The 14,547-nt window shown below is 30.3% G+C and carries 14 protein-coding genes; 11 read left to right on the plus strand and 3 right to left on the minus strand.

Going from position 1 to position 14,547, the window contains the following annotated elements; all coding sequences use genetic code 11:
* Position 1 precedes the first annotated feature (1 nt).
* Entirely contained in the window at positions 2–1,243 is a 1,242-nt protein-coding gene (locus B5L73_RS02045; RefSeq protein WP_085147293.1) for a heparin lyase I family protein, read from the plus strand.
* Between the two features lies 1 nt (position 1,244).
* On the opposite strand, the gene B5L73_RS02050 is transcribed toward B5L73_RS02045, so the two are convergent.
* Together B5L73_RS02050 and B5L73_RS02055 are read right to left on the minus strand one after the other, a co-directional pair.
* The gene (locus B5L73_RS02050; RefSeq protein ID WP_085147295.1) at positions 1,245–2,522 is read right to left on the minus strand and encodes a Y-family DNA polymerase; all 1,278 of its coding nucleotides are present in this window, start codon (positions 2,520–2,522) and stop codon (positions 1,245–1,247) included.
* Positions 2,500–2,895, minus strand: a complete 396-nt coding sequence (locus B5L73_RS02055) for a LexA family protein (protein ID WP_085147312.1) — start codon at positions 2,893–2,895, stop codon at positions 2,500–2,502. The genes B5L73_RS02050 and B5L73_RS02055 overlap by 23 nt, the downstream gene beginning before the upstream one ends.
* A gap of 163 nt (positions 2,896–3,058) precedes the next feature.
* Between B5L73_RS02055 and B5L73_RS02060 the strand changes: the two genes are divergently transcribed.
* The 6 genes from B5L73_RS02060 to alaS all read left to right on the plus strand — a co-directional run bounded on the left by B5L73_RS02060 (position 3,059) and on the right by alaS (position 10,258).
* A complete protein-coding gene (locus B5L73_RS02060) occupies positions 3,059–3,607 on the plus strand; it encodes an SOUL family heme-binding protein (protein WP_085147314.1) in 549 nt (182 codons plus the stop codon).
* A 40-nt stretch (positions 3,608–3,647) separates the two neighbouring features.
* A complete protein-coding gene (locus B5L73_RS02065; protein ID WP_085147316.1) occupies positions 3,648–4,013 on the plus strand; it encodes a GFA family protein in 366 nt (121 codons plus the stop codon).
* 6 nt (positions 4,014–4,019) lie between these two features.
* Positions 4,020–4,943 carry a uridine kinase gene (locus B5L73_RS02070; protein WP_085147318.1) on the plus strand — a complete coding sequence of 308 codons (924 nt, stop codon included), beginning with the start codon at positions 4,020–4,022 and terminating at the stop codon, positions 4,941–4,943.
* Entirely contained in the window at positions 4,940–6,235 is a 1,296-nt protein-coding gene (locus B5L73_RS02075) for a TolC family protein (RefSeq protein WP_085147320.1), read from the plus strand. Before B5L73_RS02070 ends, B5L73_RS02075 begins: the two co-directional genes overlap by 4 nt.
* A gap of 108 nt (positions 6,236–6,343) precedes the next feature.
* Positions 6,344–7,492 carry a recombinase RecA gene (recA, locus tag B5L73_RS02080; protein ID WP_085147322.1) on the plus strand — a complete coding sequence of 383 codons (1,149 nt, stop codon included), beginning with the start codon at positions 6,344–6,346 and terminating at the stop codon, positions 7,490–7,492.
* A 99-nt stretch (positions 7,493–7,591) separates the two neighbouring features.
* The gene (gene alaS, locus B5L73_RS02085; protein ID WP_085147324.1) at positions 7,592–10,258 is read left to right on the plus strand and encodes an alanine--tRNA ligase; all 2,667 of its coding nucleotides are present in this window, start codon (positions 7,592–7,594) and stop codon (positions 10,256–10,258) included.
* Here the strand turns inward: alaS and B5L73_RS02090 are convergent.
* Positions 10,250–11,464, minus strand: coding sequence for an NADP-dependent isocitrate dehydrogenase (locus tag B5L73_RS02090; RefSeq protein WP_085147326.1), 1,215 nt, complete (start codon positions 11,462–11,464; stop codon positions 10,250–10,252). The genes alaS and B5L73_RS02090 overlap by 9 nt on opposite strands.
* A 73-nt stretch (positions 11,465–11,537) precedes the next feature.
* Here B5L73_RS02090 and B5L73_RS02095 point away from each other — a divergent pair, with 73 nt between their 5' ends.
* From B5L73_RS02095 to B5L73_RS02110, 4 genes are read left to right on the plus strand one after another with little or no spacing between them, the layout of a single operon-like run.
* Positions 11,538–12,185 (plus strand): phosphatidylserine decarboxylase, encoded by a 648-nt coding sequence (locus B5L73_RS02095; RefSeq protein WP_085147328.1) that lies wholly within the window; start codon positions 11,538–11,540, stop codon positions 12,183–12,185.
* 1 nt (position 12,186) lies between these two features.
* Positions 12,187–12,990 (plus strand): CDP-diacylglycerol--serine O-phosphatidyltransferase, encoded by an 804-nt coding sequence (gene pssA, locus B5L73_RS02100; protein WP_085147330.1) that lies wholly within the window; start codon positions 12,187–12,189, stop codon positions 12,988–12,990.
* Positions 12,990–13,901, plus strand: coding sequence for a glycosyltransferase (locus tag B5L73_RS02105; protein ID WP_085147332.1), 912 nt, complete (start codon positions 12,990–12,992; stop codon positions 13,899–13,901). Before pssA ends, B5L73_RS02105 begins: the two co-directional genes overlap by 1 nt.
* Positions 13,902–14,513: an RlmE family RNA methyltransferase gene (locus B5L73_RS02110; RefSeq protein ID WP_085147334.1), complete on the plus strand. Its 612-nt coding sequence runs from the start codon at positions 13,902–13,904 to the stop codon at positions 14,511–14,513. It begins immediately after the preceding gene.
* Positions 14,514–14,547: the final 34 nt, after the last annotated feature.

Raw genomic sequence — 14,547 nt, forward strand, 5'->3', positions numbered from 1 at the left:
AATGAAAAAAATTCTAATTTTAATTTTTATTCTTTTTACGAACAATGTATTTGCTGACCAAGAAGAGATTAAAAAAATGGTATTTAAAAGTGAAAGTTATAATCTTGGATTAAACAAGAAAGATACCACTATTCAAGGAATAAAACTTAAACCAATTACAAGAACTGATGCTTTTAAACATTCTGTTAAAAAAAATTATGGTTGGACAAAATACGGAATTAAAATTGTGAATTCATCTGAAGGAATGCCTATTAGATATGGTGACACAGCAATAAGATTTGAACTTCGTTATGATGATTGTGGTTTTTTGTATAAAAATGGCAAGGAGAGAGATTGCATTAGATCAACACCCCATCATCGAGTTGAAGTAGGGCAAGGTCATAATAAAGATATTAGTTTAGGATTTAAACACAAACAGGATTATTGGTATACCGCTTCCTTTTACTTTCCAAAAGAACATAAATTTTATCGAAAACAATCAGTATTTCAGTTTCATTCAAGTGAAGGACCTTATCATCCTCCATTTCATTTAGAAATTTTTCCTAAAGAAGGATTGATAGCTTCAATTAGTACATCTGAAGGAGTTTATGCAGATAAAGAAAATGCTTGTGGGGGAAGCGTTAAACAAAAAATAAATTATTGTGAGAAAGCCAAACTTGAATATTTAGTTATGAGTCCTGATGAATTAGAGGGTAGTTTAGGTAAATGGACTGATTTAGTAATTCATGCGATTTGGGATAAACGTGCCTCAGATCATGAAAAAAATAAAGGTATGATTGAAGTGTTCATTAATGGCAAAAAAAAATTACATTATGAAGGCCAATCTATGTGGGATATTGGATTAACAGTAATGCAGCTGGGTATTTATCAAAGCAAAGAAGCAAAAACTTTCAAAGGAAAAACACCATCATTGAAGGAAATGAAAGATACACCAACTATCATGTTTTATGATGAAATATGGGCTAAAAAGAAGTGTCAAGATCTACAACTAGATCGTTTGGGCTATTCTTGTGAGAACTTGGAAAGTCAATCTGATGATAGCACTAAGCCCTACTATGTGGATAGAGTTTCTGATCAGGAATATATTGTAATTGTAAAAAATAAAATTGATAAAAATATTTTAATCAAATTAAGAGGTTTTGATAAAGAAAGTTTAATCAAAAAAGCCATGAAAGAGTGTACTAATAAAAATAAAGATGGATGTTATGTTCATTACTCTAGCATGTTAGCTATTGGTCAATAAATTAAGTTCTAATAGTTGGTAGACAATAAAAATCAGCTGTATCTATTTTAGATGAATATTGTCTTCGCATATTCCATTTTTTATGAACCCCTGCACTTGCAAGACTTAATGTGGATCTTCCGTATCTATAATTAGTATTATCTATTGATCGCATTAAACTTTTTATTTTTTCATCTTTTTCAGATGAAAATAAATTTTTTCTTCCATCATCATTGCGTAGTCCTGTAAGCATGACACCTGCTTTTTGATATCGATAACCATTTTTAAAGATACTTTCTAGAATTGAAACTGCAGTTTTAACTGTTTCAATACTATTGTTTGTTGCAATTGGAAAATCAACTGTCTTTGCATTTGAATAATAGCCATAATCTCTTTGAAAGGGACTAGTTCTGACAAAAACTGTAATTGCTTTTGCAAGTAAAGACTCTGATCTAATTTTTTCAGATGCATTCAAACAATAGTTTGCAACTGCTTCTTTTAATTCTTGAAACTTTTCAATTCTTTTTCCAAAAGATCTTGAAACCACACAACTTTTTCTTTTTGTCTGTGTTGTCTCTAAACCAATACATGGTACCCCTCTAAGCTCCATTGCAGTCCTCGAACTTAAAACATTAGAACATTTTTTGATCCACGTATTAGATTTATTCTTCAGTTGCTTTGCATTATAAATTCCATTCTTTTGATAAAACTTTGTAAGCTGTCTACCAACCCCCCATACATCATTAATTTCAACTTTTTCTAAAATAGGATCCAAATTTTCTATTCCAATTAAACTTGTTACTCCTGATTGTTTTTTTTTTGCAATATGATTTGCAACTTTACTTAAAGTTTTAGTTTTAGCGATACCAATACTAGTTGGAATACCAGTCCATTGTAAAACTGTTTCTCTAATTTCTTTTCCAACTTTTTCGACCTCTGAGTCTGGAAAATTAGACAAATCTATAAATGCCTCATCAATTGAATACACTTCTATTTCAGTATTAAACCTTTTCAGAGTTCTCATTACTCTTCTAGATAAATCCCCATACAAAGAATAATTTGATGAAAAAACTTCAACTTTATTTTTTACAATAATATCTTTTGCCTTAAAATAGGGCTCTCCCATTTTAATTCCTAAAGCTTTAGCTTCATTAGATCTAGAGATGATACAACCATCATTATTAGATAAAACTACAACAGGTTTTTTTCTTATTTTCGGATTAAATAATCTTTCACAAGAAACGTAGAAAGAATTACAATCAACCAAACCTATTTTTTTAGTACGTAGAATGGATGACATAAGTCACGACCCCCCAAATAAAAACATCTTCTTCTTCATTAATTAGAATTCTATTAGAAAAATCTTTAGAGCCAGAGGATAGAAATTTTTTATCTCTTTCTTGAACTAAAGTTTTAACCACAAGCTCATCATGAACATTTGCAATAACCGTTGAAAAGTTTTTTGGTTTTAAACTTTTATCGACAACTAATAAGTCCCCGTCATTAATCCCAACATCGACCATGGATTTACCCTGAACTCTGATGATGAAAGTTGCTGGAACATTTTTGATTAAATGCATGTTCAGATCGATATCTTCTTCGATATAATCAGTGGCAGGTGAGGGAAAACCAGCACCAGCTTTATGTAGATAATAGGGAATAGTTAGTTTCATGTTCTTGTTTTGTTCTAATTTATAGCGTATTTATACAATACACGCAAGAGGTTGTATTTTGAGTCCGTAATTGAATCAAAAGTGAATCAAAACGTGAACATCAAAACCACATTTTGTATGCTTGTGGATAACTTCAACCAGAGATAGTTTAATTAAATATCAAATGAAAAGAATTTTAGTAATTTTGATTTCAATATTAACTTTTAGTTCTCAAGCTATGGCATACGAAGAAGCAAATTATGAGGTAGTAAAAGAAAATAAAAATTATGAAATTAGAAAATATTCTGATCGATTAGTTATAGAAACGAATTCTATACAAGGCAATGGTTTCAGGAAATTATTTAACTATATTTCAGGAAACAATGAGGAAAAGGAAGAAATAAAAATGACAGTTCCAGTAACTCAGGAAATTAAAAATGGAAATATGACAATGCAATTTTATCTGCCATCAAAATTTAGTAAAGATAACGCACCAAAACCTTCTAATTCAGAAATACAAATTTTAACCATAGAAGGTGGATATTATGCTGTGATTAAATATTCAGGCAGATCTTCAGATCAAAATTTTTTAAAGAATAAAGAGATCCTAGATAAAGAACTTAAACAAGACAATATAACAATTTTAAGCCCTCCGATTAGAGCCTCGTATAATTCACCATTTACTTTGCCAATGTTAAAAAGAAATGAAGTAATGTACAGAGTAGACTTATAAAAAAAGGGAGTAGTTAAGAATTAAATGAAAGGAAAAAAAAATGAAATTAAATTGCCATTGTGGAGCTGTTGAGGCCGAAATAAAAGCTTCAATTAATGAATTAGCAAAAATAGTAAGATGTAATTGTTCTATTTGTAAGAGAAAAAATGCAACAATGGGTATGGTCAAAAATGAGGATTTTAAAATTATTAAGGGAGAAAATAAATTAAAACTTTATCAATATCATACAAAAGTTGCTAACCATTATTTTTGTACTGAATGTGGAATTTATACACATCATAATCCAAGGAGCGCACCTGCGATGACAGGATTTAATTTAGGCTGTGTTGATGAAGTCAATGTAGAAGATTTAAAAGATATAGCTTTTTTTAATGGTAAAAATCATCCAATGGATCAAAAAAAATAGATTTCAATGAAACTAACTGTTGAGTGTTTTAATAAAGTTAAAAAAGATTGTTTAAAATTTATTAAATCACAAGAAACAAAAGCTGATAAATTTAAGAATAAAGAAAGAATGATTAAATCTTTCTTAATTCCTTTATGTTTCTGGATTAGTAAAAAAGCTGAAAAGAAAAGGCCATATTTTGTAGGTTTAGCAGGAGGCCAGGGAACAGGCAAAACTACAATCAGCTCTTTAATTAGAATTATTTTGATTAAATATTTCAAATTGAATGTTTTTAGGATTTCAATAGATGACTTTTATAAAACAAGAAAAGAGCGAATAAATTTATCAAAAAGAATTCATCCCATGCTTTTAACTAGAGGTGTGCCTGGAACACATGACATTAACATGATGCTGAATTTTTTTAGAAAGTCAAAAATTAAGAAATTTAAAAGATTAAAATTACCGATATTTAATAAAGCTATCGATGACAGGTATAACAAAAAAAAATGGTACGATTTAAAGAAGAGACCAGATGTTATTATTTTTGAAGGATGGTGTGTTGGTGCAAAATCAGAAAAAAATACTACTTTAAAGAAAACAATTAATTTGATGGAAAAAGCAAAAGATCAAAAACAGATTTGGAGAAAATATGTTAACCAACAATTAAAATCAAAATATAAAAACTTATATTCACAATTAAATTGTTTAGTTTATCTAAAAGCAAAAAATTTTAGCTTATTGCAAAAATGGAGATTGAAACAAGAAAGAAAACTTTGGATTAAAAGTAAAGTGAAATCAAAAATAATGAGCAGAGAAGATGTGCTAAACTTTATGCAAACTTATCAAAGAATTACCCAAAATATGTTTAGAAATATGCCGAAATATGCATCTGTTATATTCAATTTAAATAGTAACCATCAAATTAAATCTGCTGTATATAAAAAGAAATGATTAGAATTTTATTTATAATAACAAGTTTTATATTTTTGCTTAATAGTGCTAGTGCTGAAACTTTTTCTGCAGCATTAAAAAAGGCTTATAATGACAATAATGAGTTAAATGCTGAAAGGGAAAGTTTAAATATCTCTGAGCAAGAACTGAAAATTTCAATAAGTTCGTATTTACCTTCCATAACCTTGAGCGGAAGTAAAAGCTCAGAGGATACCAATAAATTAACCAATCAGAACGGAACAGATGCAACAATTTCAGATGTAGATCCAACTGTACAATCATTAACAATTAAACAAACATTAATAGATTTTGGAAGAGGTGCTGAATTAAGTAAAAGTAAAATTGGTATTGAATTAGCTAAAGCAAAGCTTTTAAAAAAAGAACAAGAAATTCTATATAAATCAATTGAAGCTTATACGGGATTAATTTCAGCTAACGAAAAACTTAAGATTAATAGATCCAATGTTAATTTGTTAGATCGACAGGTCGAAACAGATAGAATTAGACTTGAACGAGGAAATATATCTCTATCAGATGTTGCCCAATCAGAATCTTCTTTAGCTGGGGCACAAGCAAAATTAATCCAAGCTGAAAACGATTTTTTAACCAGTAAGCTAAATTATGAAAATGTAATTGGTATAATTAATGATGCCGAGTCATTAGATAAATCATCTATCTTAATAATTAATTTACCCAATGAATTAAATTCTGCAATAGAGATATCAAAAAAAGGAAATCCAGATTTAATTATAGCTCAACTTGAATATGAACAATCAAAAAAAGATACAACTAGTGCAAGATCTGATTTAGCTCCAACAGCAACTTTATCTTTTGAAAGATCAAAAACAGACGATCTAAGTTCTACCTATGACGAAAAAGAACAAGATACCTTAAAAGCAACAGTGACATGGCCATTTTTTTCAGGTGGAAAGAATTATGCAAATTTGAATAAAAACAAAAGTTTGGAGACACAAAAAAATCTTCTTTTAAATAATATGATTAAAAAAAATCAGACAGATGTTGCAAGTGCCTGGTCAAATTATCAATCAAACAAAAGTCTTCTTAATTCAGTAAGAGCTCAGGTGAACGCTGCAGAAATTGCAAATGAGGGAATTGTAGCTGAATATAACAGTGGTTCAGATAGAACTACTTTAGAGGTTATTCAGTCTAATTCTTTATTATTAAATGCTCAGATTTCATTAGCAGACTCTGAGAGAAACTATATTCTCTCGCAGTTTAATCTTTTAAAATCTATCGGATTGCTTAATAGCGAATATCTCAAATTAAGATAATAATTAGCTTTTTTAAGCCTAAATAAATAAATCTTGCTAATGAGAACAAAATGTGTACATTTATAAGCATGATTCGAGTGACAAAAAAATTAAAAAAAGAGGCAAAAAATGACTAAAAACAACTTAAAAGTAGTTAAATCTACTAAAGATCAAGAATTGGATAATAAAGAGAAAAATAAAGCTTTAGACGCAGCAATCAGCCAAATCACCGATAATTTTGGAAAAGGTTCTGTAATGAAGCTTGGTGAAAAAAGAGCAATGGATATCGAGTCGATATCAACAGGTTCTTTAAGTTTAGATTTGGCTTTGGGAATAGGTGGTTTACCTAAAGGAAGAATTATTGAAGTTTATGGACCAGAGTCTTCTGGAAAAACAACATTAGCATTACAAGTTGTTGCTGAAGCTCAAAAAGCTGGTGGAATTTGTGCATTCGTTGATGCAGAGCATGCTTTAGATCCAGTTTATGCAAAAAAATTAGGTGTAAATACTGAGGAGCTTTTAATTTCACAACCAGATGCTGGTGAACAAGCTTTAGAAATAGCAGATACGCTAGTAAAATCAGGCTCTATTTCAGTTATCGTAATTGACTCAGTTGCAGCTTTAACACCAAAAGCTGAAATTGAAGGTGAAATGGGAGATCATCATGTTGGTCTTCAGTCAAGATTAATGAGTCAGGCTTTGAGAAAATTAACTGGTTCAATTTCAAATACAAACACCATGATGATTTTTATTAACCAAATCAGAATGAAAATTGGAGTTATGTTTGGAAGTCCAGAAACAACATCAGGTGGTAACGCACTTAAGTTTTACTCATCTGTTAGAATGGACATTAGAAGAATTGGTGCCATCAAAGACAAAGATGAAATTATTGGAAATACTACAAGAGTTAAAGTAGTTAAAAATAAAGTTGCACCACCATTTAAAGTAGTCGAGTTTGATTTGATGTATGGAAGAGGTATTAGCAAAATGGGTGAGTTAGTCGATCTAGGTGCTAAAGCTGACATCATTGAAAAATCAGGTGCTTGGTATGCTTATAAAGGTGAGAAAATTGGACAAGGTCGAGAAAATGCAAAAACTTATCTTGCACAAAACCCTAAAGTTGCTGCAGAAATAGAAATGGCAATTAGAGAAAAAGCTGGTGTGATTTCAAAGAAAATTGAAGGAAATCCATTAAGTCCTGAGAAAATTGAAAAGGAGAAGAAAGTAGCTGAAAAAGAAGACGCTGCAAAAGAGACTACTCCTACTAAAAAGAACTAGAATTAAAGGTCATCTTTAAATTGTAAAGGCGCTTATTATAAGCGCCTTTCCCCCTTATCGTTATCTAGACATAGAATAAAAAAGCTGTATTTTAAAAATATGGCGGACAAATCATTAAATGAGATAAGAAGCACGTTTCTTAAATACTTCGAAAAAAACGATCATAAAATTGTTGAGTCTAGCAATTTAGTTCCTAATAACGACCCAACTTTGATGTTTGCCAATTCAGGAATGGTTCAATTTAAAAATGTGTTTACTGGTTTAGAAAAAAGAGATTACCAAAGAGCTACTACTTCACAAAAGTGCGTAAGAGCAGGTGGTAAACATAATGATTTAGAAAATGTTGGTTATACACCAAGACATCATACTTTCTTTGAAATGTTGGGAAATTTTTCTTTTGGAGATTATTTTAAAGAAAGAGGAATTGAACTTGCATGGAATTTAATCACTAAAGATTTTGGTTTAGATAAAAATAGAATTTATGTAACTGTTTTTCATGAAGATGATGAGGCTTTTAATTTTTGGAAAAAAATAGCAGGTTTTAGTGATGATAGAATAATTAGAATTGCAACATCAGACAATTTCTGGTCAATGGGTGAAACTGGTCCTTGTGGTCCTTGCTCAGAAATATTTTATGATCATGGAGATCATTTAAAAGGTGGATTGCCAGGAACTAAAGATCAAGATGGAGATCGTTTTATTGAAATTTGGAATTTAGTTTTTATGCAGTATGAACAAGTTTCAAAAGATAAAAGAATAGATTTACCAAAACCATCTGTCGATACAGGAATGGGATTAGAGAGAATTGCAGCTCTTTTACAAGGCACACATGATAATTATCAAACTGATCACTTTAAGAAATTAATAAGTTCAATATCTGAAGCAACAAAAGTTAAACAAGAAGATAAAAATATATCAAGTTTTAGAGTAATTGCTGATCACTTAAGAGCAAGCTCATTTCTTTTGGCTGAGGGAGTTTTACCCTCAAATGAAGGTCGTGGATATGTTCTAAGAAGAATTATGAGAAGAGGAATGAGACATTCTCATTTGTTAGGATCTAAAGAACCAATTTTTTATAAAATTTTTGACTCTTTAAAAAACGAGATGTCAGTAAATTATCCAGAACTTGAAAGGTCTCAATCTTTAATCAAAGAAACTTTAAGAATGGAGGAAGAAAAATTTTTAGTTTTACTAGATAGAGGTATCAAAATTTTGAATGATGAAATTGCAAAAATAGACAAAGTTTTACCTGGGGATGTCGCTTTCAAATTATATGACACCTATGGTTTTCCATTAGATCTTACTGAAGACATTTTAAAGAATAAATCTTTGAAAGTTGATCATAAGAAATTTGATGAATTGATGAAAAAAAGCAAAGAACTTGCCAAAAAGAATTGGAAAGGTTCTGGTGATAGTTCTGAGGAAGCAATTTGGTTTTCAATTAAAGATAAAATTGGTTCAACAGAATTTTTAGGCTACGAGTCTAATCAGTCTGAGGGTGTTGTGTTAAATTTAATTAAAGATAACAAAGAGATCAAATCTTTATCCTCTGGGGAAGAAGGAGTGATCATTACTAATCAAACCCCGTTTTATGGAGAGTCAGGAGGACAACTTGGTGATAAAGGTACAATTGTTTCTGGTAATTCTGTTTTTGAAGTAGAAGATACGCAAAAGAAACTTGGAGACTTGTTTGTTCATTACGGATCTTTAAAAACTGGAGAAATAAAAATCAATGATGTAGTGGAAATGAAAATAGATGTAGAGAGAAGAGATAATCTAAAAGCTTATCACTCTGCAACCCACTTACTCCATGAGTCATTAAGAAGAACTTTGGGTAAACATGTCATGCAAAAAGGATCATTAGTTGCTCCAGACAGATTAAGATTTGATTTTAGTCATATGAAACCAATTACTGATGAAGAGCTAGTAATTATTGATAAGTTAGTAAACGAATATGTTTCAAATAGTTCTGAAGTAACAACAAGAATTATGACACCAAAAGCTGCTATCGAAAAGGGAGCGCTAGCTTTCTTTGGAGAAAAATACGGAGAAGAAGTCCGTGTAGTATCTATGGGTAAGGAAAAAGAAGCATATTTTTCAACAGAGTTATGTGGAGGAACGCATGTTAAAAATACTGGGGATATTGGAAAATTTAAAATTATAAGCCAATCGTCTATTGCCGCAGGGGTCAGAAGAGTTGAGGCTCTTAGAGATAAACAACTTGAGGATTTTATTAAGAATAAAGAAAAATTATCAACTTTATCTACTCAAAAAGATGAAGAAACGATCAAAGATTTGTCATCGCAAATTATTAAACTTGGAGGCAAACCAAATGTTGATAATAAAGATTTAAAAGAAATCATAAAAAATCTTTCAAGGCAACTCGAACAACTAAATGTTAGCTCAGTTCTTCAAGATAAAACAAAAAATATTATTAAAGATGATAAGATAAATAATATAAATGTTAGATTTCAAAAAGTACAAGATTTACCTCCAAAAGATTTAAGAAAATTAGTTGATAGTGGAAAAAAAGAATTAGGCGATGGTATTATAATTGTTTTTGCAAGCAGTGAGGATAAGGTTGGCTTGGCAGTTGGTATTACTGATAAATTAGTTGATAAATATGATGCAGTAAAATTTGCAAAATTAGGATCAGAGACAATTGGTGGAAAAGGTGGTGGTGGTAGAAAAGATTTTGCTCAAGCAGGGGGTCAAGATAAGAGCAAAATTGATGAAGCTTTTGAAAAAATTAAGTCTTTAATTTAATTTCTTTTTTAAATTATTATCAATTTCATCTAGAAATTGATTAGTGGTTAAATACTTACTTGATGGCCCAACTAATATCGCTAGGTCTTTGGTCATAGAACCACTTTCAACACAACCAATACAAACTTGCTCAATTGTATTAGCAAACTTTATAAGATCATCATTTCCATCTAATTTACCTCGGTGAGCTAAACCTCTTGTCCAGGCAAAAATTGAGGCAATAGGATTGGTTGATGTTTCTTTTCCTTGTTGATGCATTCTATAGTGTCTTGTGACAGTTCCATGTGCTGCTTCGGCTTCCATAATTTTTCCATCAGGAGTTAATAATGTACTTGTCATTAAACCAAGAGAACCATAACCTTGAGCCATCGTATCAGACTGAACATCACCATCGTAATTTTTACAAGCCCAAATATATTTTCCACTCCATTTCATTGCACAAGCCACCATGTCGTCAATTAATCTATGTTCATAAGTAATTTTTTCCTTATCAAATTTTTCTTTAAATTCTTTATTAAATACTTCCTCAAATATATCTTTAAAACGTCCATCGTACTTTTTTAGGATCGTGTTTTTTGTTGAAAGATAGACGGGCCACTTTTTTATAAGACCGTAGCTAAAACAAGATCTTGCAAAATCCTCAATAGATTTATCTAGATTATACATAGAAAGGGCTACTCCTGGTCCAGTAAAATTAAATACTTCATATTTTATTTCATCTTTACCATCCTCAGATGTCCACTTAACTTCCATCTTTCCTTTACCTGGGACTTTAAAATCAGTTGCTCTGTACTGATCACCAAAAGCATGTCTACCAATTACAACTGGATCTGACCATGAAGGTACTAATTTTGGAATGTTAGAACAAATTATGGGCTCTCTAAAAACAGTTCCACCAATGATATTTCTTATTGTTCCATTTGGTGATCTCCACATTTTTTTTAAATCAAATTCTTCAACTCGTGCTTCATCAGGGGTGATGGTTGCACACTTTATACCTACACCAATTTTCTTAATTGCATTAGCAGAGTCTACTGTAATCTGGTCATCAGTATCATCTCTACTCTTCATACCCAAATCGTAGTACTCAATACCGATATCAAGATAAGGAAGGATTAATTTTTTTTTAATAAATTCCCAGATTATTCTGGTCATTTCATCACCATCTAACTCTACAATAGGGTTTTTTACAGTAATTTTGCTCACTTTATTTATATCTTAATAATTGAATTTCGTAATTTTATATACATATTAATGAAAAATTATCAAATAGAAGAACATGTTTAGTAAGATATTTCCAAAAATTCACGCTGAGGGATACAAGTTCCTAGTTATCTCAGGAATTATTACAATCGTATTTTATAGTTTTAGTAATTTTTTAGGTTTAATTGGTTTAGTTTTAACAATCTGGGTTTATTATTTTTTTAGAGATCCTGACAGAGTAATTATTGAAGATGATAATTATCTGGTTAGTCCTGCTGATGGTGAAATCATAAAAGTTGAGGAAACCGATGGTCCAAAAGAGTTGGGCTTAGAAAATAAAAAATTTAATAAAATTAGTGTTTTTATGAACGTATTTGATTGTCACGTTAATAGAACTCCATGTGCTGGTAAAATTGAGGAAATTTTATATAAACCCGGCACATTTGTGAATGCTTCTCTTGATAAAGCAAGTGAAGATAATGAGAGAAATTATTTTAAAATAAAGGACACATATAATAATGACATTATAGTGGTTCAAATAGCAGGTTTGGTAGCGAGAAGAATAGTTTGTGAATCTAATAAAGATCAAGAGTTAAAACAAGGTGAGAGAATTGGAATGATAAGATTTGGAAGTAGAGCTGATGTATATTACGAAAACTACCAACCATTAGTAAAAGTAGGTCAAAAAGCTATTTCAGGGGAAACACTGTTAGCTAAAAAATAAAATGGAACAACCTAAAAATAATTTAAAGATTGTAGCAGATAAAAAAAGAGCAAGAATGATCTTACCAAATATGCTTACACTTATTGGGGTTTGCATTGGTTTAACATCAATACGATTTGCTCTAGATGGTAGGTTTGAACTTGCAATTATAGCAATTCTATTTGCTGCTTTAATCGATGGGCTTGATGGAAGAATAGCTAGATTAATCAGAGGTACTTCTAAAGTTGGAAAAGAATTAGATTCACTCACAGATATGATAAGTTTTGGAGTAGCGCCAGCATTTATAATGTATTTCTGGAAACTTAATACTCTAGGAAGATTTGGTTGGTTGCTTTGTTTGGTGTATGTAATTTGTGTTGCATTACGTTTAGCACGTTTTAACATTAACTCAAATCAAGAACCCTCATGGAGAGATAATTTTTTTGAGGGTGTCCCATCACCAGCTGGAGGAATTTTAGTTTTAACGCCTTTGATAATTAGTTTAAGCGGTTTTAATTTTGTTCAATTAAACTATGATTTAATGGTACCTGCCTTTTTTATCACAACTTCTTTTTTACTAATTAGCAAATTCCCAAGTTATTCATTTAAAAAGATAGTGATACCTAGAAAGACAACAATATTCCTTTTATTTGGAATAGTTTTATTTTTTGGCCTGTTATTAATTTATACTTTTAATGTAATTGCAATTAGTGCAGCAATTTATGTGCTTTTATTACCTATAAGCTTCTTCCATTTTCAAAAAATTAAGAAACAACATGAAAATGACAAAATTCAAGACGATGATGACCTTGAAGACGTACTTTAATGAAAAAAAATGTAATCGTTTCTTTAGCTGATGCTAATTATTTTCCTTTACTAGATGAATTAGTAGATTCAATTAAAAGATTTAAACAGAGCGAAGATGTTGCCATCTGTATTTTGGATGCTGGATTAAAACAAGATCAGAGAGACAGTTTATCAAAAAAAGTCGATGAAATTAAAAACGCTGAATGGGATATTGAAGTACCTGGTTATAAAGTTAAAGGTAAAGAGTGGTTAAAAAGTCAGGTCTCAAGAGCTTTTTTACCTAAATATTTTCCTAACTACGAAAAATATCTGTGGATTGATTGTGATGCATGGGTAAATGATTGGAATTGTATAGATCTATATTTTAAGGCTTGTGATGATGGAAAGCTTGGAATTACTCAAACAATTGGCCCAGGATATAAGATTACATCAAAAGTAAACTGGCTTTTTGGAAAACTAGCGATAATCAAATCTCAAAATTTTAAACACGCTGTAAAATCAAAAATTAGTTATGCAGATGCTAGGAAATTAGCTTTTGCTCCACATATTAATATTGGAGTTTTTTCCTTAGAAAAAGACTCTAAGGGATGGAGCACTTGGCAAAATAATTTAGAGAAAACTCTAAAAGCAGGTAATATTTTTGGATCTGAAGGTTTAGCAATTAATATGTCTGTTTATATTGATGACTTAGAAACAGAGTTTCTTCCTTTAAATTGTAATTGGATCACAAGTAATTTACTTCCAAAATATGATCAGAAACAAAATACATTTGTTGAGCCTTACTTGCCAAATTATAAAATTGGCATAATGCATCTTGCGGCTGGTATTTGGAAAGATGGTAAAGATATGCGAATAGATAAAAGTATTAAAATTGAATTAGAAACTTTAGATAAAAATAAAATACTTAAAAGTTTAAGATATAATACTTAATTGAAAAAAAATAAGATTTCAAAAAATTGGGTAAATAAACAAAGACGCGATACTTATGTACGTCAATCAAAAGTTGACGGTTATCGAGCTAGGTCTGCATATAAACTAAAAGAGATAGATGAAAAATTTAGAATATTTAAAGGTGGAATGTCGGTTGTAGATATTGGAGCTGCTCCTGGGAGTTGGTCACAATATGTTGCAAAAGTAGTTAAGAGTGGAAAGATAATCTCTGTTGATTTAAAAGAAATGGAAAATATTGAAAATACACTTCAAATTAAGGGTGACTTTACTTCAATCGATACTCAAAACCAGATAAAAGATTATCTTAAAAAAAAACCTGATGTAGTCATGTCTGATATGGCCGTAAACACAACTGGGATAAAAAATATCGATTCAATTCAGACTGGTGAATTGTGCAAAGAGGCTATGGTTTTTTCAAAAGATGTGATTTCAGAAAAGGGTTTTTTTATATCAAAAATATTTATGGGAAGTACCTTCAATGAAATTGTCGCACTAGGAAAAAAAATTTTTAAAGAAGTGAAGGTTTTTAAACCCAAATCAAGTAGAAAAGATTCTAAAGAAAGTTTTATAATTTGTAAAAATCTTAGATAGTTTCTTTAAATTTTAGGGGAATCGTATATAAATG

The organism is Candidatus Pelagibacter sp. RS39 (assembly GCF_002101315.1).
Taxonomy (GTDB): Bacteria; Pseudomonadota; Alphaproteobacteria; order Pelagibacterales; family Pelagibacteraceae; genus Pelagibacter.

What these genes read in the sequence shown, in the direction of transcription:
- B5L73_RS02045 (WP_085147293.1), top strand. Translation starts at nt 2, where the DNA reads ATGAAAAAAATTCTAATTTTAATTTTTATTCTTTTTACGAACAATGTA.
- B5L73_RS02050 (WP_085147295.1), bottom strand. Translation starts at nt 2,522, where the DNA reads ATGTCATCCATTCTACGTACTAAAAAAATAGGTTTGGTTGATTGTAAT.
- B5L73_RS02055 (WP_085147312.1), bottom strand. Translation starts at nt 2,895, where the DNA reads ATGAAACTAACTATTCCCTATTATCTACATAAAGCTGGTGCTGGTTTT.
- B5L73_RS02060 (WP_085147314.1), top strand. Translation starts at nt 3,059, where the DNA reads ATGAAAAGAATTTTAGTAATTTTGATTTCAATATTAACTTTTAGTTCT.
- B5L73_RS02065 (WP_085147316.1), top strand. Translation starts at nt 3,648, where the DNA reads ATGAAATTAAATTGCCATTGTGGAGCTGTTGAGGCCGAAATAAAAGCT.
- B5L73_RS02070 (WP_085147318.1), top strand. Translation starts at nt 4,020, where the DNA reads ATGAAACTAACTGTTGAGTGTTTTAATAAAGTTAAAAAAGATTGTTTA.
- B5L73_RS02075 (WP_085147320.1), top strand. Translation starts at nt 4,940, where the DNA reads ATGATTAGAATTTTATTTATAATAACAAGTTTTATATTTTTGCTTAAT.
- recA (WP_085147322.1), top strand. Translation starts at nt 6,344, where the DNA reads ATGACTAAAAACAACTTAAAAGTAGTTAAATCTACTAAAGATCAAGAA.
- alaS (WP_085147324.1), top strand. Translation starts at nt 7,592, where the DNA reads ATGGCGGACAAATCATTAAATGAGATAAGAAGCACGTTTCTTAAATAC.
- B5L73_RS02095 (WP_085147328.1), top strand. Translation starts at nt 11,538, where the DNA reads ATGTTTAGTAAGATATTTCCAAAAATTCACGCTGAGGGATACAAGTTC.
- pssA (WP_085147330.1), top strand. Translation starts at nt 12,187, where the DNA reads ATGGAACAACCTAAAAATAATTTAAAGATTGTAGCAGATAAAAAAAGA.
- B5L73_RS02105 (WP_085147332.1), top strand. Translation starts at nt 12,990, where the DNA reads ATGAAAAAAAATGTAATCGTTTCTTTAGCTGATGCTAATTATTTTCCT.